Here is a 25,275-nt window from a genome sequence, read left to right as displayed (position 1 = left end):
GCGGCGTTCGTCCTGGCACGCCGTCAGGGCGAGGCGCTGGGCCACGCGTGGGCGGCCTACCACCTCGGCGGTTTCGACGGTGTGATGTGGCTGGACCTGTCGGCCCGGGAGGGCCGGCAGCTCTCCTCCGCGCCGCCCCCGGTCGCGGCGTCCGATGCACGGGCCATGGTCGTCGACCCGGCGGGCCGGGCCGTCGAGGGGGCCCTGCCCGCCTTCGCCGCGTCGTCGTCCACCCCGCACTCCCTGCTGGACGCGGCGACCGGCCGCGCCTACGGAGCCATCGGCCTGGAGATCGAACGGCGGCTGGTCTTCGTGGTCAGCGGCCTCGGCGACGTTCCGGCCAAGCAGGTCCTGGCCACCGCCCCCGGCTTCAGCATCGTCACGGACCACGCGAGCGTCACGCGGACGGCCGACGGCCGCCTGCACCTGACCTACCCGCCCATCGCGCCGGGCGACCCGAAGCCCCAGCAGTTCAGCTACCTCATCGGCGAGATCGTCGTCGAGCCGATGGCGGTACTCCCGGGCGAGCGGCGGCAGTCCCCCGAGGAGGCGCTGGAGCGGCTCGCCCGGGTGGAACGGGCCCTGGACGGCCGCGACCGGCCGGGCGCCGCCCCGCAGACCGCCCTCGCGGACCTGCTGCCCGCCCAGGACGGCTGGACGGTCACCGAACTGGGCGGCAGGACTCTGGTCGGCCAGACCCCGGTCCGGACCAACCGCGCCTACGTGCAGCCCACCACCGGCTTCCCCGCCCTGGGGCTGAGCCTGCTCCAGGACCGGGCGGTGGACCGGCTGCCCAGGGGCGCGATCGGGACGGTGGAGGCGTCGGGCCGGGAGTTCGCGATGAAGGCCACCGCGGAGTTCGTCCGCGCCGTCACCGGGCGGACCGACGTGCCCGACGTGGTCGTCCCCTTCCTCGCCCCGGTCCCGGACGTCGACGACCTGTGGGGTTACCTCCGCTTCGCCTACGCCCACGCCGTCGCCCGGCCGACCGGCGTCATCCTCAACCAGGGCCCCGCCGCCTTCATGGTGAAGAACGGCCTGGCGGTGGCGTCGCGCCCGGCCCTCGACCGGGTCCTGCGGGCGCTGCGGCCCCGGGCCAGGGGCTTCCTCGACCGGCACCACGACAGCATCAGCGCGGGACTCGCCGCCACCCTCGGGCGGCTGCTGGAGCTCTACCGACGCACCATCACCCCGGACAAGCCCCTTTTCCCGGGATACTTCGACGCCACGATCGGCGACGTCCCCTCCGCGCGCGAGCACACGACCTCCGTGCTGACCGGCCGCACCTCCGACGGCAGAACCGTCACGCAGAAGCAGACGGTCGACATGGACGACGACCGGTATCCGACCCTGGACACCGACGACGGCCGCCTCGACATCCCGCTGATCCTCACGGAACTGCGCCACTTCGCCTACGACGGCGAGCAGCTGATGACGCCGGAGCAGATCCGGCAGGCCGTGGCCGAGCTGGCGGAGCTGAGCCGTGAGGCCTACCGCCGGGCCCTCGCGCAGCGGGCCCCGCTGCCCGACGACGTCCTGACCGAGTCCCTGAACCGCATCCTGGACAACGAGGCCGTCCGGGGCCTCGCCCCCTTCGTGCAGATGGTCCTGATGGCCGGCCTGCCCCAGCCGTCGGGGTCCCCCCGCCGCCTGATGCCGGTGGGCGAGAGCCAGCGGATCTCCCGTGCCCTGGGCGAGTACGCGCTCGGCACCCCGCTGCCCGCCGACCACCCCCTGCACCGGGCCCTGCGCACGGCGGTCCAGGAGGCGGCCGACGCCGTCGACACGCTTCCCCCGGGCCACCGGCCGCGGCTCCAGGCCATGATCACCGCCGCCCAGGGCGCCCTGGAGGTCCTGGCCGACCCGGAGCGGACCCCGCCGCCGCTGGAGTGGGCGTCCGAGCTGGTCGCGGCGGACGGCTCCCGCGTCCTCCTGGACCGGATCCTCGCGGTCAGGCACCGGGCCGCCGACGGCACCCCGCTGGGCACCTCCTCCCGCCCCGACCAGGACTGGCAGGACGCCCGCCGGCAGACGTACGGCCTGCTGCCCGAGGTGGTCGGTTTCACCTACGTGCGCCCCGGCCCGGTGACCCTGGAGAGCCCGGTCCAGAACCTGCCGTTCCACGACGCGTACCTGGTCGGGCTGCGCGGCGGCCCCGACGGCGCGCTCCTCGCACTGACCGACGGCACCGACGCGGCGTTCTCTTACGCCCGGATCGTGGACTTCCTGTTCGCGGTCGACGGCGATCTGACCGCGCTCGCCCCGGAACGGCCGGTCGTGGTGACCGAGGCCGACCTGGCGGGCCCGCCGTCCGCCGACCCGCTGGAGACCCCGGTGGCCGGCCAGCAGCTGGCCAACGGCCTGGGCCGCTGGATCTGGACCACCGGCAGCGGTGCGGAGGCACTCCTCGTCCCCGGCGACCAGATGGCCGGGCCGCGCTGGCAACTGGCCGAGGGCGACTGGTGGGCCGGGTTCCGCCCCGAGCTGTCGACCGCCGAACTGGCCCGGTGGGCCGAGCGGATCACCGGCGACCGAGGCCGGGCCCCCGTCGTCCTGCGGTGGGTCCGGGCGGTCCGGCTGGTCTACGGCCCCCTGCTGGAGAACGACGCGACCGCGTTCGAGGCGCTGCTGCGGGGCTTCTGGGCGCTGGAGCGGACCCGAGCGGCCAACGGTTTCACGGCCCCGTTGACCTGGAGCGAGCTGAGGGCGGCGGTCAGCTCGTACTTCACCGCGAACGGGCAGGCCGAACCGCCGCTGCCGGTGGCGCTGCAGTTCCTGCTGCTCTCCGCGGCCGGATCGGTCGGGGTCGACCTGGAGCTGTCGGGGATGGCGATCACCTCGCAGCACCACAGTGTGCGCGCCTGGGACACACCCGCCACGGGCGGCGTCGTCGAGGACGTCACCGACAGCGACGAGGAGATGTCCCTCTTCGCCCCGCCGCCGAGCGCGCCGGCCGCGTCCGCCCCCGCCGCGCCGACCGCGTCCGCTCCCGCCACGACGTCGGACGCCTTCGCCGGCCCCGGCGACCCCGTGCTCGCCCCGGAGACCAGGATCAACGGTCCGTCCGGAACCACCCAGGGCCGCAACTGGACCCGGGCGAAGATCGACCGCGTCCTCCCGGGCACGTTGCGGACCATCGAGCGCCGGCCCGGCACCGCGGCGAAGGTCGTCTCGACCGGCCCGGCGCCGTGGCCGGACACCGCGTACGTGGTGATCGCCGACGACGAGGCCGGCCGCGTACTGCTGCCGGACGACCGGGAACTGGGCCCGGAGGCGGTCGCCGACGCGCTGGCCGCCGACCCGGAGCTGGCGAAGCTCCCCAAGGACGTGCCGGTCGTCCTCGCCGTCCCGTACACCGGCGACGGCTACCAGCAGACGCTCCAGACGGTGGCCGACCGGCTGGGCCGCACCGTGTGGGGGCCGAGCGGAATGGGCCGCGCCGTCCCCGACGGATCGGGCGCCCACGTCCTCGCGCTGCTGGACCGCGATGCCGACGCCCCGGTCGGCGACTGGATCGCGGTCGAGCCCTCGACCGCGATCGGGTCCCACCTCGACCGCACATGGACGGCGCTGGACGGCACCGTGTTCCGCGACAGCGACGTCCTCACCGTGCCGCTGACCGACGAGGACCACCGGCACTTCGGGCGGCTGGCCGTCGAGCAGAAGGACGGCCTGCGGCGGCGGGCGCAGCGGCTCCGCCGCTTCCTGAAACTGCGGGAGCTGTCCCACCGGCTCCCCGAGGGCACCGACGCCGGCACCGAGCACGAGCCGGTCGGTTCGGAGCCGGTCACGACGGACGCCGCCGTTTACGTCTACGCCGGGCACGGCGCACCGGGCCGGATGGCCCTCCCGCTGCGAGGCGGCCGGACCGTGTGGCTGACGAAGGAGGACGCGGCGGCGTACATCGCGGGCCTGCCCGAGGTACGCAAGCTGCCGCCCGGTCACCGCATGCACCTGGAAATCTGCTGGAGCTCCTCGGACGGCGACCCGCGCCGGCAGTACCCCTCGCTGGGCGACACGCCCCACGTGGACGACCCGCTCGACGACGTGGGGCTCGACCAGCTGGTGGCCAACCTCACCCGACTGGAGACGGACGGCTCCCTCCGCCAGACCGGCTTCAACGACACCCAGCGCATCGCCCTGGCCTCGGCGACCGGCCAGCGGGGCGGCAGGGTCCTGCGCCGCCCCGAGCCGCTGGGACCCGCGCTGGACACCCTGGCCCGGGACTTCGGACTGCACCGCGGTCCGGGCCAGGTCCCGCCGGAGACGCGGCAGACGATGCTGCGGCTGCTCCGGGCGGTGCGCACCGTCTTCGGCACCACGTTCGAGGGCCACCGGGGTGGACCGGACGGCCGGTTCGAGCGCGTCATGAAGGGTGTCGTCGCGCTGGAGCGGATGCGGGCGAACGACGGGACGATCTCCCACCTCACCCCGTTCCGGCTCGACATGCTGGACTTCTTCGTCCAGGAGCACACCGGCCGTACCCCCGACAAGCGGGGGTACGTGGAACTGCTCGACTTCGCCGCCGAGCGGATCGCCGCCGACGCGAACGCCAAGCTCACCGACGCGGTGCCCGCACCGTCGCTGGAGATCGCCCTCAAGCAACTGGCGGACAAGGGCGAGCAGATGATCCGCCACGTGCAGTCGCTGCCCGCCCCGGCGCCGTTCACCCCCCGGCTGGTCGCCTCGACCCTGTGGGCCACGACCCGCGCCGCCCGGCTGCTCCGGCCGATGACACCCGCCGCCCGGGAGGCCATGGGGCGCAGGGTCCTCCATCTCGACGCCGCCACCGCCTGGGACCGGTCGCGGCAGGAGTCGCTGTGGGCGCTGCTCTCCAAGGCGATCGCCGAGGGTGTGGACGTCGGCGACCAGGACGTCATGGCCGCCTACCACCTCGCGGAGAGCGGCGCGTTCGCCCTGCCCGCGGTACTCCGGCAGGGAGCGAACGACCAGGGGGTCAACTGGTCCGGCACCGCCATGCCCGCCGGGGTCGACTGGGGCACCGTGCGGCAGATGACGTTCGGGCCCAACGGCAGCAGCATCGCCTCGGTACAGCCCGCCTGGACCGGCCCGCACAAGCCGATGCCGGTCCTGAACGTCGTGGAGGTCGACGGGGCCGGGCGGATCGTGCTGCACCTGCCGGGCCGCGCGCCCCTGCCCGTATCCGAGAACGAGTTCCTGGCCCTGCTGGAGAGGGACCCCGGCCTGCGCACCCTCCCGCTGAAGCACCCGGTGCTGTTCCTGACCACCGGCCCGGGAACCCTGAGCCCCCAGCTGGTACGGAGGTTCTCCGAGCGCACCGGGCGCCCCGCGTACCGGTACAGCGCGCCGATGATGCTCTCCTCCGGCGACCCCGCCACCCCGCTCGGCATCCTCGCCCTGACCGACCCGGCCACGAAGACGCCGGGCAGGTGGACCCGCTCCGCCCGGCAGACCAACGCCCCCGCGGCCGCCTCCGGCACGGGCGACCTGATCGTCTTCAGCCCGTCGGACCGGAAGGCCGGCGCGCTGCCGGACATCGGCTCCCTGAGCGTCGGCGAGCAGCGGCGGCCCCCGGCCGGTTCGCTCCTGTCGCCCGCGACGCTCATGACGAACGCCTCGGGCGCCCCGCGCGGCCGCAATCTGACGGACCAGAAGGTGCGCCAGCTGCGCATCGGACGCATCCGGGTGTACGAGGAGGAGTCGGGCGCCCCGCCCAAGGAGAAGGCCGGCGAGGACCGGGCCGCACCGTGGGGCGACTCGGCCTACATCGTCTGGGGCGAGAGGGGCCCGGACGGGGTGCGGTTCCCCGACGGGCGCATGCTGGACCCGGAGCAGCTGGCGGCCGAACTCGCCACCGACCCCGAGCTGGCGAAGTTGCCCCGGGACGTCCCCGTCGTGCTGGTCGTCCCGCACCTGGCCAACGAGCGGTACCTGGCCTATCTGCGGGCGGTCGCCAACCTGCTGGAGCGTCCCGTGTGGGCACCCAGCGGCGACGGCCGACTGGTGCGCAACAAGAAGCGCGAGCACGTCCCGGCGCTCATCGACCACGGCCCGGACCAGCCCCTCGGCTCCTGGGTGCCTTTCCGGCCCACGAAGAAGGCCGCACCGCTCCGGGACCGCGTCTGGACGGCGCTCGACGGCACCGTCTTCCGCGACAGCGACGTCCTCACCATGCCCCTGGTCTCCGACCGGGACGAGCGGTTCGGCCGGATGTCGCACGGCGACGACGCCCGGGGCCGCGAAGACCTGATGCGGTCCTACCAGCGCGCCAAGAAGCTGGTGCACCTGATGGCGTCCGGCGGCCGGACGGCGCTGATCAGCGAGGAGGACCGGACCCCGGACCCGGCGTCGTACGTGTACGTGGCCCACGGGCTGCGGGGCGGCCTGCAACTCGCCCTGCGCGACGGCCGGACGGTGTCCCTGAGCGCGGGGGACGGCGGCCTGTACATCAGCGGACTGCCCGAGGTCACCGAACTGGCCGAGGGCCACCGGATCAAGCTGGAGGTCTGCTGGAGCGACGCGGCGGGGGACCCTACCCTGCCGCACCTGGACAACCGCCCCCCGCCCGCCGTGCAGGACCCGCTGGAGGAGGTCTCGCTCGCCCAGCACACGGCGAACGCGAGCCGCCGCCTCACCGAGGGGTCACTGATGAGCAGCGGCTTCCACACCGACGCGCACATCCTGCACGACGCCCCCGGCGGAGTCGTCGGACGCCGCAGGTGGGTCAGGCCCGAGCCGCTGCCGCACGAGCTGGACGAGATGGCCCGCGCCGCCGGCCTGCACACCGCGGAAGGGGAGGCGTCGCCGGAGGTGCGCGCGACCACGCTCCGGCTGGTGCGGGCCCTGCGCATCGTCTTCGGCCCCGAGGCCGAACAGGACAAGGCCCTGCACGCGCGGCTGCTCCGGGGCATCGGCGCCATGGAGACCCTGCGCGCCAACGACCCGGCGCTGAGCCGGTTCACCCCCTTCCGCATGGAGCTGTGGACCTTCATCGCCCAGCGGGTGGGGGGGAAGACCCCGGGCCCCGACGACTACCGCAAGGTCCTGGACCTGGCCGCCGGCCTACTGGCGCAGAAGCCGGAGGCCGCCCTCGGCGAGGCCATCGGGGACCCGGCGATCCAGCACGCGATACGGCAGGTCACCCAGTTCGGCGCCCCGCTCGTACGGAACGTGCTGCGGCAGCCCGAGAACGTACCGGTGACCAAACGCGCCGTGACCCAGGCCTTCTGGGCGATGGCGGGCGCCGCCCAGCAGATGGCCGGCCGGGACGACGCGTTCACGGAGAAGCTGGGTCGCCGGGTCCTGCACGTGTTCCCCGACGAGGAGTGGGCTCCGGCGCGGAAGCAGCACCTGTACATGCTGACGGCCCAGGCCATCGCGGCCGGACTCGACCCGGCGGACTTCTTCACGCTGGCCGCCTTCCACCTCGCCTCCAAGGGGGCATTCGGCCCCGCCCGGCAGCTGCGGTCCGGGGAGGGCTTCCAGGGCTTCAACTGGAGCGGCAGTCCGGCGCCCGGCGGAATCGACCTGCGGGCCGTCGGCCGTCAGGACACCGTGGACGACGGCGTGTCCCTCCAGCACTTCCGCGCGCCGTGGACCGCCGAGGGCGAATCCACGGACGTCATGGTCGCGTGGACCGACACCGACGCCGACGGCTTCGTGGTCCTCCATCTGCCGGGCATGCGGCCCCTCCGCGTCGCCGACCGCGAGTTCCTGGCCCTCCTCGACCTGGCCCCGCCGCTGCGCACCGTCGCGCTCGGCGTCCCCCTCCTGTTCGTACTCTCCGGCGCGGGCAGCGGCTCGGGACGCGCCGCCGCGCTCTCCGAGGCGTTCTCCAACCGCACCGCCCGCAACGGCTGGGCGTACAGCGGCGCTTTGACGGTGGCCCCGACCACCCCGCAGCCCGGTGCCACGGCCGCCCCGCTGCGGCTCATCGGACGCCCCGAGACCGCGAGCGGCCGGCAGGGCGTCTGGCGCAAGGCATGGCTGCAGGGCCTGAACTCCAGCGTCCTGGCGACCGCCCCGTACGGTGAGGCCCTGTTCTCCTCCCCGAAGCCGGCCACGCGGTTCACCCCCGTACCGGACACGGAACCGGCCACCACCGCGCTCACCACGCCGCGCAGCCTGACCGGGACCGAGATCACCGTGGGACCGCCGCTCGACCGAGCCGGACTCACCGCGCTGGTCCGCCGGGTGACGGACCGGGAACCGGTGCGCGGCCTGACGGTCGAACGCTGCCTGGTGCTCCTGAGCGCGCTCCGCGCCGAGCTGTTCCCGCAGGGCGTGCGCCCGGCGCGGACGGCGGACGACACGGCGGTCGGCATCCCTGCCACGGAGTCGTCCCTGGTCATGGGCCCCGGGTGGCGCCGGGTCCGGTCGTGGGACGCGGTGGCCGGAGCGGTCACCGCCCAGGGCCCGGGCACCGCCGCCCTCGTCCTGGCCCAGCGCCAGGGAACGAACCCCGGGCACGCCTGGGCGGCCTACCACCTCAGCGGCAGCGGTGGTGTGGTGTGGTTGGACCTCTCGGCCGGCCACGGCCGGCAGGTGTCCCTGCTCCCGCCCGCGGTCGCGGCGTCCGACGCCCGTGCCGTCGTCGTCGGCCCCGGCGGACAGGCCCTGGAACACGCCCTCCCCGAGTTCGCCCCGTCCTCCTCCACGGTGCACGCCGGTCTGGACGCGCCGGTCGAGCCCGGCTACGGCGCCATCGGACTGGAGGTCGAGGAGCGCCGCGACCTCTTCCTCGACCTGCCCGGCCGCCTCGACTCCACGCTCGTCCTCGCCCACGGCCCCGGCATCACGCTCGTCACCGACAGCCGCGGCTTCTGGATGACGGCCGACGGCCTCCTCCACGTCAACGAGCCGCAGGTGCCCCCGGGACAGCCGCGCCCGGTCCGCAGGAACTTCGTCATCGGCGAGTTCGTCCTCGACCCCATGGCCGTCCTCCCCGGCGAGCGCCGGCAGACCCAGGAGGAGGGCATGGCCCAGCTCCAGCGGGCGCGCGCCGCCGGACGGCTGCCGGACGAGCGCCAGGTCGCCGTCCCGCTCACCGAGATACTCGGCCCGCTCGGCGGCTGGACGTTCACCGAGACCGGGCTGAAGGCCAAGGTCAACCCCGCGCCCGAGGGCTTCGACTGGACCGCCTACGGCCAGCTCACCCTCGGCTACCCCACCGTCGGCCTCCGGGAGCTCCAGGACATCGCCCACCAGCGGCTGACCGTACCCAAGTTCGAGACGGCCATCGCCGGCGCCCGCAACTTCGGCCAGTGGCTCACCGCGACGTACGCGAACCAGGTCCTCGGCACGACCGCCGTGGAGAGCCACCTCGCACCCTTCCTCGCGGCCATCCCCGAGGTCGACGAGGTGTGGGGCTACGGATGGCTGGGCTTCCAGAACGTCGCGGCCGCGCCGATCGGCGACGTCTTCGACAACGCCCGCCCGCCGGGCACCGACCCTGAGCTGATCAAGAACCTCCTGCCCGCCGCCTCGCGCAACGCGCTGGACCGGATCCTGAGGGCGCTGCGCCCCCGCACCCGGGCGTTCCTGAACGAGCACCACGACCAGCTCTCCGCCGACGCCGCCCAGCAACTGGGCCGACTGCTGGACTACTTCCGGCAACGGCTGACGCCCCATCTGCCCGCCGACCCCGCCTTCTTCGACACCGCCGGCACGGAGGTGCCGACGCCCCGCGAGCACTGGACCGCCGTCCTCACCGGCCGCACGTCCCAGGGCGAGCCCGTCAGCCAGCGCTACGCCGTCGGCATGGACGACGGCGACTACCCGGTCCTGGACACCGACGACGGCCGGCTGGCCGTCCCCCTGGTCCTCGCCGAGCTGCGGCACTTCGGCTACACCGGCCAGTTCATGACGCCCGAGGAGATCCAGCGCGCCGTCACCGAACTGTCCGCACTCGGCCGCGCCGCCTACGAGCGCGCCCTGCGGTCCCGGGCGCCGCTCCCCGAAGACGTGCTGCGCGAGTCCGTCCGGCGGATCGTGGAGAACCCCGTGGTGCAGGGCGTCGCGGGCTTCCTGATGGTGGCGGCGCGGGCCGGGATCCCGCAGGTGGGCGGTGCCACCCGCAGGCCGCTGACCGAGTGGGACAGCCGGAACATCTCCCTGGCGCTGGGCGAGTACGCGCTGGGCCGGCCGCTGCACGAGGGCCACCCCGCCCACCAGGCCCTGCGGGCCGCGCTGACGGAGGCGTACGCGCTGCTGCCGACCATCCCCCCGGGCGGGCAGGCGAAGGCCCGGGGCTTCTTCGACGCGGCACGTGGCGCCCTCGCCGTCCTCGCCGACCCGGCGCAGACCCCGCCGGTCATGCGGTGGTACGCGGAAGTGGTCGCGATGGACGGCGCCCGCGTCCTCCTGGAACGCGTGATGGTGATCCGGCACCGCGACGCGCAGGACATCCCGGTGGGCACGTCCTCCCTGCCGCTGGCAGCCTGGCAGGACGGACTGCGGCAGCACTACGGACTGCTGCCCCAGGTGACCGGCTTCACCTACCTGCGGCTGGGCCCGGTACCGCTCGAAAGCCCCCTCCAGGCCCTGCCCTTCGAGGACGCGTACCTGGTCGGGCTGCGCGGCGGCCCCGACGGCGCGCTCCTCGCACTGACCGACGGCACCGACGCGGCGTTCTCTTACGCCCGGATCGTGGACTTCCTGTTCGCCGTGGACGGCGATCTGACCGCGCTCGCCCCGGAACGGCCGGTCGTGGTGACCGGGGCCGACCTGGCGGGCCCGCCGTCCGCCGACCCGCTGGAGACCCCGGTGGCCGGCCAGCAGCTGGCCAACGGCCTGGGCCGCTGGATCTGGACCACCGGCAGCGGTGCGGAGGCACTCCTCGTCCCCGGCGACCAGATGGCCGGGCCGCGCTGGCAACTGGCCGAGGGCGACTGGTGGGCCGGGTTCCGCCCCGAGCTGTCGACCGCCGAACTGGCCCGGTGGGCCGAGCGGATCACCGGCGACCGAGGCCGGGCCCCCGTCGTCCTGCGGTGGGTCCGGGCGGTCCGGCTGGTCTACGGCCCCCTGCTGGAGAACGACGCGACCGCGTTCGAGGCGCTGCTGCGGGGCTTCTGGGCGCTGGAGCGGACCCGAGCGGCCAACGGTTTCACGGCCCCGTTGACCTGGAGCGAGCTGAGGGCGGCGGTCAGCTCGTACTTCACCGCGAACGGGCAGGCCGAACCGCCGCTGCCGGTGGCGCTGCAGTTCCTGCTGCTCTCCGCGGCCGGATCGGTCGGGGTCGACCTGGAGCTGTCGGGGATGGCGATCACCTCGCAGCACCACAGTGTGCGCGCCTGGGAGACGGCCATGGCCGGCCCGGACTTCTTCGCCCCCGTCGCCACCGCGCCCGCCACCGCGCCGATCACCGCCGCACCGCTACCGGCGACCGGCGCGTTCACCGGGCCGAACGATCCGCTGCTCGCACCGGGCACCCTGCTGGCCGGACCGTCCGGCGCCGCGCAGGGCCGCAACTGGACCGCGAAGAACGCCACCCGCGTCCTCCCGGGGACCCTGCGGACCATCGAGCGCCGGCCCGGCACCCCGCCGAAGGTCGTCGCGACCGGCCCGGCACCCTGGCCGGACACCGCGTACGTCGTCACCGCCGACGGCGAGGACGGCCGGGTGCGGACGGCGGACGGCCGGGTCCTGGACGCGGAGGCGGTCGCCGACGCGCTGGCCGCCGACCCGGAGCTGGCGAAGCTCCCCAAGGACGTGCCGGTCGTCCTCGCCGTCCCGTACACCGGCGACCGCTACCTGGAGACGCTCCGGGTAGTGGCCGACCGGCTGGGCCGCACCGTGTGGGGGCCGAGCGGCGTGGGCCGGATCGTCCCCGACGGCACCGGGGACGCGCACGTCCTGGTGACGATGGACTCCGACCCCGACGCGCCGGTCGGGGCATGGGTGTCCGTCGCCCCGTCGCCGACGGCCGGACCGTACGAGGACCGGACGTGGACGGCGCTGGACGGCACCGTGTTCCGCGACGGCGACGTCGTCACGCGTCCGCTGGCCGACGAGAACCACCAGCGGTTCGGCCGGATCGCCGTCCACCGGCAGGACGGGCTGCGGCGGCGCGAGCGCAACTTCCGTGCCCTGCGCAGGATGCGACGGCTCGTCCACTGGACGCCCGCGGGCACCCGCGCCCAGGAGACGGCCTCCGAGCCCGTCGTCATGGACGGGGCCGTCTACGTCTTCGCGGGCCACGGCGACCCGGGCCGGATCGAGCTCCCGCTCCACGACGGCCGGACCGTCTGGCTGGGCAAGCACGACGCCGCCGAGTACATCGCCGGGCTCCGCGAGGTCCGCGAGCTGCCGCGGGGCCACCGCATGCACCTGGAGGTCTGCTGGAGCTCCTCGGACGGCGACCCCGCCCGGCCGCAGCCGTCGTTCGCCCCGGTCCCGCACGTCGACGACCCGCTGGGCGACGTCCCGCTCGACCAGCTCGTCGCCAACCTCACCCGCTTCGACACCGACGGCTCCACCCGGATGACCGGGATGGACGACACCCGGCGCTTCATCATGGACGCTGCCGACGGACAACGGGGCCGCCGGGTGCTGCGCCGCCCCGAACCGCTCGACGACGAGCTGGACCGGCTGGCGGGCGTCGCCGGACTGCACCGGACCACGGGCGACGTGCCGGCCGAGACCCGGGAGGCGACGCTCCGGCTGGTACGCGCCCTGCGGAGGGTGTTCGGCGACGCCGTCGAGGACGACCGCGCCACCCCCGGCGGGCGGTACGAGCGGGCGCTCCGCGGCATCGGCGCGCTGGAACGCCTCCGCGCCAACGACCCCGCCCTCAACACCTTCACCCCGTTCCGCGGCGACCTGCTCGACTTCTTCGTCCGCGAACACACCGGCCGGGCCCCGGACCTGGCCGGATACCGGGCTCTCCTCGACCACGCGGCCGCCCGCGTCGCGGCCGACCCCGACGCCCGGCTCACCGACGCCGTGCCCTCGCCCGCGCTTCAGATCACCCTGAGGCAACTGGCGGACGCCGGTGAGCAGATGATCCGGCACGTGCAGTCGCTGCCACCCCAGGCGGCCTTCACCCCGCGCCACGTCGCGTCCACCCTGTGGGCCACGGCCCGGGCCGCCCAGCTCTTCCGCCCGATGACCCCCGCCGCCCGCGAGGCCATGGGCCGCAAGGTCCTCCATCTCGATCCCGCCGTCACCTGGGGCCGCAACCAGCAGCAAGCCGTCTGGGCGGTGTCGGCCAAGGCGATCGCCCAGGGCATGGACGCCACCGACCACGACCTGCTGGCCGCGTTCCACCTGGCGGAGAGCGGCGCCTTCGGCCCGGCGTCCCTGCTCCGGCAAGGACCCAACATCCAGGGCGTCAACTGGTCCGGCGCCCCTGCCCCCGCCGGGATCGACTGGGGCGCCCTGCACCGGGCCGACGGGACCGCCTCCCGCCGGCTCACGCCCGAGTGGACCGGCCCGGACAAGCTCATGCCCCTGCTCAACGTCATCGAGGTCGACGCGTCCGGCACCCCCGTCCTCCATCTGCCCGGCCGCGCCCCCGTCCGCGTGCCGGAGAACGAGTTCCTGGCCCTGCTGGACCTGGCGCCCGCGCTCCGTACGGTCTCCCTCGGCAGTCCGGTGCTGTTCCTCACCACCGGACCCGGGGCACTGAGCCCGGAGCTGGTCCAGCGCTTCTCGCAGCGCACCGGGCGCCCCGCCTACGGCTACAACGCCCCGATGGTGCTCGCCGCCCCGGGGCCCGGGGCCCCGCTCGACATCATCGTCCTGCCGGACCCGGCGACCAACGCCCCGGGCCACTGGACCGCGGCCACCCGCCAGTTCACCGCCCCCACCGCCTCCGGCCAGGACCAGCCGGCCTTCTTCGGCCCGCCGGCCCCGGCCGACCTGGGGACGGACCCCTTCCAGGACCCGGCCACCGTGCTGCGGGACGACTCCGGGAGGGTGCTCGGACGCGATCTGACCGGCGCCTGGACCGACCGCGTGCGGACCGACCGGGTCCGGGAGGTCACGGACGGACAGGCCGCCCAGGAGCCGGACGAGCCCGCACCGTGGGGAAGCGAGGCGTACCTGGTCGGCGACCGTGCCCTCGACGCCCAGGGCCTGACCCCGGAGGCGTTCGCGGAGAAACTGGCCGCCGATCCGGAACTGGCCGCACTGCCGCCCCACGTGCCGGTGGTCCTGGCGATCCCGTACGCCGGCGCGCAGTACCTGGAACTGGTGCGCGCGGTCGCCGGCCGGCTCGGCCGGCGGGTGTGGGCCCCCAGTGGCGACGGGCGGTTCCGCCACGACTCCGCCCTCCAGGCCCGCATCCCGACGATGACGGTCCACGACCCCGCCGGCTGGCACGGCGACTGGGTGCCCTTCGACCCGCCCGCGGTGTCGGCGCCCTTCGTGGACCGGCAGTGGACCTCGATCGAGGGCCGGACCTTCCGCGACAGCGACGTGGCCACCCTGCCCCTGGTCTTCGACCGCCGGGTGCGGTACGGCAGGGTGTCGGTCGCCGACGACCTGGACCAGCGCGAGAGGATGCTGCGGGGGCTCTTCCGCCGACGGCAGCGGATCCACTACGCGGCCACCGGTCAGGGCGACCAGCTCGTCAGCACCGAGCCGTACACCCCGGACCCCGCGATCTACACCTATTACGGGCACGGTGGTCCCGGCGTGCTGGTCCTCGTCCTGCGCGACGGCTCGACGGTGACGCTGACCGCGCCCGACGGCGGGCGGTACATCGGGGGACTGCGCGAGGTCCGCGAGCTGCCGCCCGGTTACCGGATCGGCCTCCAGGTCTGCTACGCGGCATCGGCGGGCAACCACCGCGACCCGCAGCAGGAGGGCCGCCCGGTACCGCCTGTGGAGGACCCGCTGGAGGAGGTGTCCCTCAGCCGGCACACGGCCAATACCGCCCGGCGGGAGGTCGAGGGGCCGACCCTGGTCGCGGCGCTGGACGACGACTCCTACATACTGGAGGACACTCCCGGTGGGGTGGTCGGCCGCGTGGTGCGCGACCGGCCCGAGCCGACCGACGCCGAACTGGACCGCCTGGCCGTGATCGCGGACCTGCACGGCGACCCGGACACCGTGCCGCCGGAGGTCCGGGCGACCGTCCTGCGGCTGGTCCGCGCGCTGCGCCTGGTCTTCGACGACGCCGTGGAGGACGACCGCTGGGTTCCGGGCGGGCGGTACGAGCGGGCGCTGAAGGGCATCGCCGCGCTGGAGACCCTGCGCGCCAACGACCCCGGCATGCGGCGGTTCACTCCGTTCCGGATGGAGCTGTGGACGTTCCTCGCCCGGCGCGTCGGCGGTGACACCCCGGGCCGCGACGCCTACCGGGACGTCCTGGACGCCGCCCGGCAGCTGATCGTCGTGCAGCCGGACACCACGCTCTCCGGGATGCTGCCGGACACCCCCCTGACGTACGCCGTCGACGAACTCTCCGGCAGCCAGGGCGTGGACCTCGTCCGCGACGCGGTGGGCCTCCCCGAACCCGTCACACTGCGTCCCAAGGACATCACCCGCGCCTTCTGGGCGATGGTGGCCGGCGTCGACCTGGTCCTGTTCCGCCTGGACCCGGCGCAGCAGGAGAGCCTGGGCCGTCGCGCCCTCCACCTCGGGGACACGGAGGTGTGGAGCGACGCGACGACGGCGGACCTGACGTTCCTGGCGGTACGGGCCCACGCCCGCCGGATCGACATCACCGACCCGCACCAGCTCGCCGCCCACCACCTCCGCGAACTGGGCGCACTCCGGCAGACCCTCACCGACGGGACGGAGCCGACCGGCTACAACTGGAGCGGACGCCCGGCCCCGAACGGCGTGGAGCGCGACCGGTGGTACGCCCGGGTCAAGGCAGGCAACGACGTCCTCACCGTTCCCCACCCGGCGCAGTGGAGGTCCACGGAACCGGGCGGAGACTCCCTGGTGATCTGGACCGGGACCCGGCCGGACGACGGCGGCATCGTCATCCACCTGCCCGGGCATGCCCCGCTGCCCGTCCCCGACGAGGAGCTGTGGGCGCTGCTCGACCTGGCGCCGCTGGTGACCGACGCGGGTGTCGACGTCCCCGTCGTCTTCCCGATGGCCGGCTTCACCAACCGCAACGTGCGGCGGACCCAGCCGTTCACCGACCGCACCGGCCGCAGCGCCTTCGGCTACTCCGGACCACTGGACCTGATCGAGGACGACCCGTTCGCCCCGCTGCGCATCACCGCCCTGCGGGAGAAGAAGCTGGGGCAGTGGACCAGGACCGTCTGGAAGCCCCGGCCGGTCCAGGGGGCCGCGACGGGGACGCCCGGTGAGGCGGTCAAGGCCGGCCCCTCCGCCTGGCCGGAGCACTCGGCCCGGCGCGACTCCGGCACAGGTACGTTCCACTTCACGGCCGGCACGCCCCGCCGTGCCCAGGAGCCCGACGGGGAGAGCGGTCGGCCGGACACCGCCTATCCGTCCGCCGTCCGCATCAACGCCACCCCGGTGTCCGCGGTCGGCCAGGACAGCACCCCGGAGCCCGACCCCGCCGAGGCGGCGCCCGCGGCCGCCGCCGGTCCGGCCTGGGCCCTACGGTCCTGGCGTCCCGCCGGATCGCCCGGCACGGCCCGGTTCGCCGCCCTGTACCGCGACCGGGAGTGGCAGCGTCGCAGCACGGCCTTCGAGCTCGCGTTCGCCGCGCACACGGGCCGCACCGCAGGGCTCACCGAGGCAGCACGCGACGCGGTGTCCCGCATGGCCCGCGAACTCACCGCGCGCCACGGCGAGCAGGCTGCCCTGCGCGCCTTCTTCGCCCCGGACGCGCCCCCGGGCGACCCGGCCGCGGCGCTGGACCGGCTGCTGAGCGCCCCGCCAGGACCGCTCACCCTCGCCTCGCTCATGACCGCGTTCACCTACGCGGCCCACGCGGGCCACGGCCTGCCCCGTGAGACGGCCGAGACCCTGGCCCGCCCGCCCGGCCGGCAGGGGCGCTACACGCCGGGCAGCTCCTACCGCGAGGTGCACGACAGCCGCGGCATGCGCCGCGTGGGCGGTGAGGACGGTCCCGCGCTACGGCTTCTGCGCACCTACGCCGCGCTCGGTGCGGCACCGGACAGCCTGGTCGCCCTGCGCGACGCGCTCATCTCCTGGGCGATCCCGGCCGACCTCCAGTCGCTCCACGAGATCCTGCGCGCCTCCCACCGGGCCGGCGGGGGAACCGCCGCGGAGCGCGATACCGCGCTGCGCGACGGCGCCGGACTCCACACCTGGGCGGCCGACTCGCTCATCACGAGTACCCCGGACGGGGAAAGCGGGACGGACCGGCCCGCGGCACGGCTGGTCCCGCCGCACCTGGCCCTGTACGCCGAGCGGATGACGTTCGGCCGTGACACCACGCGCAGCGGGCTGAACCTCCCCGGTGACCTCGCGCACCTGGTCGACGCCGCGCTCGCCGGCACTCTGCGCCCGGACACCGCCCGGGACCGGGTGCTTCTCGGCTGGCTGGACCGCTACGGCGACGCGGGCCGGGACGCGCTGCGGCGGCTGTCGCCCGCCCATCTGACGGCGATCCACCTGTACAGCGGTGCCGACTACCGTCTGATGAAGGCGTTCCTCAACGGCGAGCGGTTCGGCGCGGGTATGGGGCGTCGTCTCGTACGTCTCAACGCCTGGACGATGACCAGCAAGATGGCGGAGGTCGGAGCCGCCGGCCTCCTCCCGATGACGCTGCGCCGGCAGCGGGGTTTCACCGCTCTGTTCGACGCGATGTGGGACGTGGACGACCTCCAGGAGCAGACCGCCGAGGTGGCCGCCCTGAGGCGCCGTCTGGACGCGATGGCCGACGCGGTGTTCGCGGAGCTTCCGTGGCACGTCGACATGGTGGTCGAGGCGCTGGAGATCCTGCCCCCGCTGCACGGAGACGTCTGGTGGGGTGACCGCGGAATGCCCGGGCTGCTGGGCACGCCACCGCCCGACGGGCCGGTGTACGGGCAGAACCGCATCACCGTGCCCTTCTTCCGCAGCACGGCGCTGGTGCGGGACGAAGCGCTCGGCTTCATGCACCGCAGCAAGGGAGCCCCCGGCGGCACACACCTCGGACTGGTCCACGTGGCGGACTCGACCGCGCGGGAGGTCAGCCCGTTCGTGGTGCTGCCGCTGGAGACCGAGGTCCTCTACCCACCGGGCGCCTCTTTCGACATCACCACCCGGACGGTCGTCCCCGGCGACTCGAGTACGCGGCCGTACGAGAGCGTCGAGGTCACCGAGGCGACCACGCGCGGCACGACACCCGGCACGGCGGGCACCCAGCCCGGCAGGACCGGCGAACTCTTCGGCATCGCGCCCCCGGCCGGCATCGGGGAGGCGCCGTCCCATCGCGCGCCGGTGCTGCGGACCGTACGCCGGCAGGACGGCAGCACGGTCGGCATCGCGTCGTTCGACGACGCCGACTGGGCGCAACGGCAGGACGAGTACGGCCGACTGGCCACCGCCACGGGCTTCGTGTCGTGGGAACGCGACGGCGTCGGCAGGCCCGTCCCCACCCACCGGGCCCTGCCGGGGAGCGGAACGACAGGGGGGACGTTCTTCTTCGCGTCGCACGGCGGCGGCGACGGGCTCGCCCTCGTCACCGAGGACGGCGGCCGGCGGACGGATGACGGTTCCTACGCCGGACGGCTGGTGCGGTCGGCGGGCACGCGCGGCTTCGGCAGTGTGACGGTGCTCGCCTGCGGCCCCGGCGACGTGCCGAGGAACCGGGCGGAAGCCCGGGCGCGGGCCCAACGCATCGCCGACGGCGCGGCACTGCCGGTCCACCTCCCCACCGGCCGGGCGGCGGTGTCCGACGGGCTGCCGCACCTGCTGGAGGACGTCGACGGGCAGCCCACGCAGTGGGTCACGGCCTATCCGGCGGGCTGGACGGGCCCCCGCGTCGAGACGCCGGGTACGTCAGCGGCCGGACGCACCGCGTACCGCTACCCCGCACCCGGGCAGTTCAACGTCCAGGGCCGGGTGCTGGACGCCGCCCCCGAACAGCTCGACGACCTCGACGCCGACCGGGGCACGCCATGGTCGGTGTCGTCCTGGAGCCCCGCCGGGGCGCCGGGCACACCGCGGTTCACGGGGTTCTACCAGGAGCGCTCCTGGCGACAGGCGAGCGTCGACTGGGAGGACTCGCTCGCCGAGGCGCTGAGCGAGGTTCCCCGGCTCGCCGAGGCCGCCGGGCTCGCGGTGCGCGGACTGTACGGCCAACTCGCCCTCCGCAACGGGGAAGAGCGTGCGGCACGCGCGTTCTTCCCCCCGGACGAGACCCCGGACGACCCGGCCGCCGAGCTGGAGCGGCTGCTGGAGGAGCCTTCCGGCCCCGAGGCGCTGGACGGGCTGATGCGGGCGTTCGTGTACGCGGCCTACGCCGCACCGGGGCTGCCGACCCCTGTCCACGAGGCGCTCACCGAGGGCGGCGGGCGGTTCGGCGGGGACAGCGCCTACCGCGCCGTGCACGACAGCCGCGGCTTCCGCCGGGTCGGCGGCGAGCGGGGCCCCGCGCTGCACCTGCTGAGGGTGTTCGCCGCACTCGGCCTGCCGTCCGAGCTGCTCACCCCGTTCCGCGCCGCCGTGGCCGCCTGGACGATTCCCTACGACCTCCAGTCGCTGCACGAGGTGCTGCGCGCCTCCCACCTGATCGGCATGGGCGCCGCCGACGAGCGCGGAGCCGCTACGCGTGACGGGGCCGCGCTGCACATCTGGACCGTGGACGCCTTCACGGAGAGCGGCCTGCTTCCGCACGAGGACGACGGAAAGGCCCCCGCAGCCCTGGTTCCGCCGCACCGGGCGCTCTACCAGGACCGCATGTACTTCCCGTTCGAGCTCACCGGGACGATGGACGTGCCCGACGCCCTCGTCACGATGGCCGACGCCGCGCTCGCCGGGGCGCTGCCGTCCCGGCCGACGCCCAGACTCCAGGTCATGGCCGCGTGGCTGGAGCGGTACGGCGACCGGGGCGCCGCCGCGCTCAGCCGGCTCACCCCCGCCCACATCACGGCCCTGTACCTCTACAGCTCCTACGACTACCGGCTGATGAAGGCACTGCTCAACGGGGAGCGGCTGGGCCGGGGCGTCAGCCGTCACCTGGTGCGTTTCCACAGCTGGCAGTACCTGCTGGAGTCGGCGCGCGAGGAGGAGCTGGACATGCCGCCGCTCACCCTGCTCAGCCGTCCCGAGTTCGCGGATCTGTACGCCGAACTCACCGAGCTGCCCGACCTCGACACCCCCCACCCCGACCTGGTCGCGCTGCGCCGCCGCGCGGACGCGATGGCCGACCGGCTCCACGACGAGCTGAGGCTCCACATCGACATGGCCATCGAGGCCCTGGAGATCCTGCCGCCCGTCGACCGGACCATCTGGTGGGGCGAGCGGGGTGCGCCCGGGCCCATCGAGCGGCCCGCCCTGAACGGCCCCCTGTACGGTGACGGCGCCATCGAGGTGGCGTCCTTCCGCAGTACCTCGCTGAAGATCGAGGAGGCTGTCGAGTTCGCGCTGAGCGACAAGCCCGTGCCCGCCCGGTCGCACCGCAGACTGATCGAGGTCGCGAACTCCACGGCCCGCGACGCCGCACCCTTCCTCAAGCACCTGTCGGAAGGGGAGGCGCTGTACCCGCCGGGCATGCGCTTCGACGTCGTCAGCCGGCGACTCGTCGAGTCCTACCGGCGGCCTCCGATGCTGCACGAGGTGGCCGAGGAGGAGACCCCGCTGCCCGACGGCCTCTCCGAGGGGTCGCAGACCGGCCCGGTGCCGTACACACCGGCCGTGTTCGAGGACGCGGTGGACGACGTGTTCGACCTCGGCCGCTCCGACTCCGACCTGTCGGACGCCGACCGGTACTCCGAAACGGACTCCGACGCGGACTCCGGCCTCGTTGACGCGGGCCCCTGGAAGACGGACACCCGCGCCTACCCCCGGCACGACTACTGGAATGCCCCGTGGGAGGGGCGGGCGACCGCGCCGGCCACGCAGCAGATCGTCGTCCAGGAGATCGACGCGGACGGCAGGACCGTCGGCAAGGCATCCTTCACCCGGCGCGACTGGGTGCTGCGCGAGCCCTTCTACAGCCGCCTGCCGCAGGCCACCCACTACACCGAATGGAGCCGCGGATCCGCCCAGGAACGCGTCGCCCACCGGCGTCCCCTCCCCGCCACGGGAGCGTCCGGCACCTTCTTCTGGACGTCTCACGGCGGGCCGGAAGGCTACGCCGTCGCCGGGGCGAACGACCTGCCCACGGGCGCCGACAGCGCGGCGGTGGGGCGTCTGCTCGGACAGGACCTGGCCGCCGCGGGCTTCACCAGCATCACCGTCCTCGCGTGTGACGTGGCCACCGCCGCCGGCGGACCCTCCGGCACCGAACCGGGGGGCGGGAGCCTGGAGCGCGCCGTCCGCCGGGCCGCGGACATCGCCGACCTCACCGGCCTGGACGTGTACCTCAACACCGGTCGCACGGCGATCACCCCGGGCCGGGACGAGGACGGGGGACCGGCCGCCGACATCCACCTCCTGGAGGCGGCGGACGGGAGCCCCACCACCATCCTGCGGGTCCTGCCGAGGTCCCGGGCGGGCGCGAACGCCGTGCTCCCCGCCGTCCCGGCCCCCGCCACGGACGCCCCCACCCAGCCCTGGTCGGTGCCCGGGTGGCGGGTCGCCGGAGCACCCGAGACCGTGCGGTTCGCCCGGCTCTACCGGGACCGGAACTGGCGCAACCTCAGTTTCCGGTTCGAGGCGGGTCTGGCGCAGAGGCTGGCCGCCGAACCCGAGACCGTCCAGGCCGCCGCGCACGCCCTCTCCCGGCTCCGTCAGGCCCTCGCGCAGCGACACGGCCCGCTCGCGGCGGACGGCGCCTTCTTCCAGGGCTCCGAGGCCCAGCAGTGGACCGGACAGCCGGACGCGGTGTCGCGCTTCCTGGAGAGCCGGCCGTCGGTACCCCAGCTGGTCCAGGCGTTCGGCCTGGCGGCGTACGGCAACAAAGGCCCCGTCACCCTGCAGCAGACCCTGCCCGGCTGGCTCACGATGCCCCGGCCGCCCCGGCCGAACGGGAACCGGCGGGGCGCGTACCGGGTCGCACACGACCCGCGCGGATTCCGCTACGTCGGCGGCATGGTCGGCCCGGCCCTGTGGATGCTCCAGGCGTACCGGGCGCTCGGGGCGAGCGGGCCCGAGCTGCTGGCCTTCCGCAAGGCGGTGCTGTCCTGGTCGGTCCTGACCGAGACCCAGTCCCTGCACGAGGTGCTGCGCGCCTCGCACCTGGCCGGTGTGGGCCTGGAGGCGGAGCGCGCCGCGCTCGCCCAGGACGGCGCCCGGTTGCACCAGGTGACCGCGCGCGTCTTCGGCATGGGTCCGGTCCTGCCGCACCACCAGGCCTACGATCTGAGGACGCGCTTCTTCTCCCGCTTCGACACGGACATCCCCGGAGACCTCGTCCAGGCGATGAACGCGGCGATGACCGGGGCCCCCGTGAGCGAGGAGCTGGCGGAGCGGACCGAGGTGGCCGTCCAGTGGCTGGAACGCTTCGGCGACCGCGCACGGGCCTCCCTGCGCGCCCTGGCCCCGGGCCATCTGACCGCCCTGTACCTCTACACCGGCCAGGACCACGAGCTCTTCAAGACCTACGTCACCGCCGGGCGCTTCGGCGAGGCGGTCGGCCGCTGGATGTTCGGGCAACGGGTCTGGCGGTACGTCCGTGAGGACGCCGTGGACAGCGGGCAGGGCCTGCCCGAACTGCTGGACCACGACGAGGACCTCAGCGGTGCCATGGCCGATCTGCGGGACCTGGGCCCGGACGCGGCCGGGCCGGCCGTCCAGGAGATCCGCCGCCGGGTGGACCGCGTCGCCGACCGGCTGTACGACGACATGAGCACGCACGTCGACATGGCGGTCGAGGCGCTGGAGATCCTGCCGCCGCTCAACGGCCCGGTCTACTGGGGAGGCTGGCTCCCCGGGCCCTTGGACGCGATCCCGCAGGACTCGCCGCTCCTCACCGCGACCACGCTGTTCGTGCCGCGGTTCCGCAGCATGACCGAGAGCTGGGAGAGGGCCGGAGGCTACACCCGGGGTGATCTGAAGGAGATGGGCGACGCCCGGGACCGGCACGCGATGCGCGGATACGTCGAGCACTCCACCGCCCGTCCGGTGGCGCCGTTCTCGGCGTGGCTCGACGAGGAGGAGGTCCTCTATCCGCCGGGCGGGGCGCTGAGCATCGCCAACCGCGAGGTCGTGACGGAGCCCGAATCCGGACGTGACTACCTCGACTACGAGTTCCGGGAGATGCCCGGCTACCCGCACCCGGCCTACCACAACGCGGAGGACGGCACCTCGCCCCGGATCGTCGAGCTCACCGACGGAACAAGCGAGACCGGCGAGTCGGAGACGCGGCAGCCGGACGCGGCCAAGCCCCGTGACGGCTACCGCCGGACGGGGCCGTACGCCGCCGAACTCGACGGCGCCCTCTTCGGCCTGCACGAGTCCCCGGGCGAGGGGGACCGGACCGCGGACGTCCTGCTCTTCGCGGTCCGCCACGCGGCCGCGGAAGGACTACGGGACGCGGGCGTCGACACGGCGGAGGACTTCCGCGCCTGGCTGGGCGGCGCCGTCACCGACGACGACGTGTCCGACCTGGAGGTCCCGCCGCTGGACGACGGCCGGGACCTTCCGCTGGCCCTCCTCGACCGGGTCGGTGCCTCCCTCGGCATATCCCTGCGCACGGAGGCCATGCTCCTCGGCGACCGGCTCCCCGCCTCGCGGGTGGCGCTGAGCCCGGTGCAGCGCCTGCGGGTGCTGCTCGCCGACCCCGCCTACGGACCGGGCGGCACCGCACTGCCGATGAGGCCCCTCGTAGCGGCGACGGCACGCCGCCTCGGTGTGACGGTGGCCGTGGCGGGCCCCGACGACGAGGTGACGTTCCACGGTGAGCGCACCGACGGCGGACCGCTCGCCCTGCTGGTGGCCGACGGGGACCGCCATCTGGCCGGGCTTCCGGAAGGACCCGGCGATACGGCCCTCGACGAGGAGGAGCGGCTGAACCGGCTGGTGCACGCCCTGTCCTTCGCCCCCGCGTCCGTGCTGCGCCGGGCGGCGGACCGGCCGGCGCCGGAGTGGGTCATGGCCCGCATCCGCTACATGACCGAGGCCGTCCGTTTCGAGCAGCGCCTCGGCCGGTATCTCGGCGGTCACGAAGCGGTCGACGCCCAGCTCGCGGTGATGACCCGCGAGCTGTGGGACCGGGCTGTCGCGGCAGGCCGTTGGACGGAACTGGGCTCCAACGACCCCACTGTCGACGGGGCGGTCGGCACCGGTTGGGACCAGCTCCTCGCCGTCGTGGAGTCGGGCAACACGCGGGAACGCATGGGCATGCTCTGGATCGGCTCCCAGGCGCCGGACGGCCAAGGCGGACTCATCTCCGAACTGCTCGGCAGCCCTGACCCCAACCCCGACGTGATCACCGAGGAGTACCGGACCGCCAGGCCGCAGTCCCGGACGATCACCGACTACCAGCAGCTGTCGGGGCGATCGGACAGGACACCCGAGGAACAGCGGCGGATGGAGCGGGCCGGGCGTGAGCTGCGGACCCGGGCGCGTGCCGAGGACCTCTCGCCGCCTCTGAGCGAGGCCGAGCGGGCTCTGATGCCGGACGACGGCATCCCGTGGATTCCGGGCAGGCACCGGTACGACATCGCCATGGACAGCGTCCCGCAGGCGGAAGCGGAGGACAGGGGCGCCCTCGTCCGGGCCGCCACCTCCGGTTCGGCCCACCGGCTGATGTCGCAGGCGGTGAAGATGCGCCAGGAATGGGGTCTCGACATCGACCTCGGCCTGGTCCGGCTCGCCCTCATGGCAGAGATGCTGCAGGCGGAGCACCACGGTCTGGACGAGATCATGCGGGGCAGCCAACTGGTCCTCGACCGGCTGCGGTACGCCGGGGCCCCGGAGCCGGCCGACCTCGACTACGTCGACAACTGGGGCCGCTACTGGAGGATCGCGCCCTTGACCGAGGCGGAACTGAGGCAGCACGTGGCCGTCGACGGACTGTTCCCCGACGAGCACGCGCTGCGTCCCTTCGGGGACGAGGAGTTGTCCGGACCGGCCGATCCCGCCGACCCCGCGGTGGCCGCATGGGCCCAGGAGCACCACATCGTCCTGGAGGACGCCCTGCGCCTCCTGTCGGCGCTCGGTCCCGACACCGCCTCGGGGTCCGCCCCGCTGACGCCCGAGCGGCTGGAGCACCTGGTCGACGCCTGGTTCCGCACCCGGAACCGGGTACCCCCCGGCAGCCTGGCCGACCGGATCCGCCGCATACTGAACGACGTCCGTGCCTGA

General features: G+C 74.5%; 1 protein-coding gene (cut by a window edge). It reads left to right on the top strand.

Annotated elements, in window-relative coordinates:
- Window positions 1–25,275, top strand: partial view of a lonely Cys domain-containing protein gene (locus tag RNL97_RS09460; RefSeq protein WP_313750573.1) — the 3' portion only. 15,009 nt of this gene lie to the left of the window's left edge; the window shows 25,275 of its 40,284 coding nt (coding positions 15,010–40,284); its start codon lies beyond the left edge, outside the window; the stop codon is at window positions 25,273–25,275.

It is taken from the genome of Streptomyces parvus, from assembly GCF_032121415.1.
GTDB classification, from domain to species: domain Bacteria; phylum Actinomycetota; class Actinomycetes; order Streptomycetales; family Streptomycetaceae; genus Streptomyces; species Streptomyces globisporus_A.
Note: the sequence above shows the minus strand (reverse complement) of the source record. Positions and strands in the feature narration are given on the sequence as shown.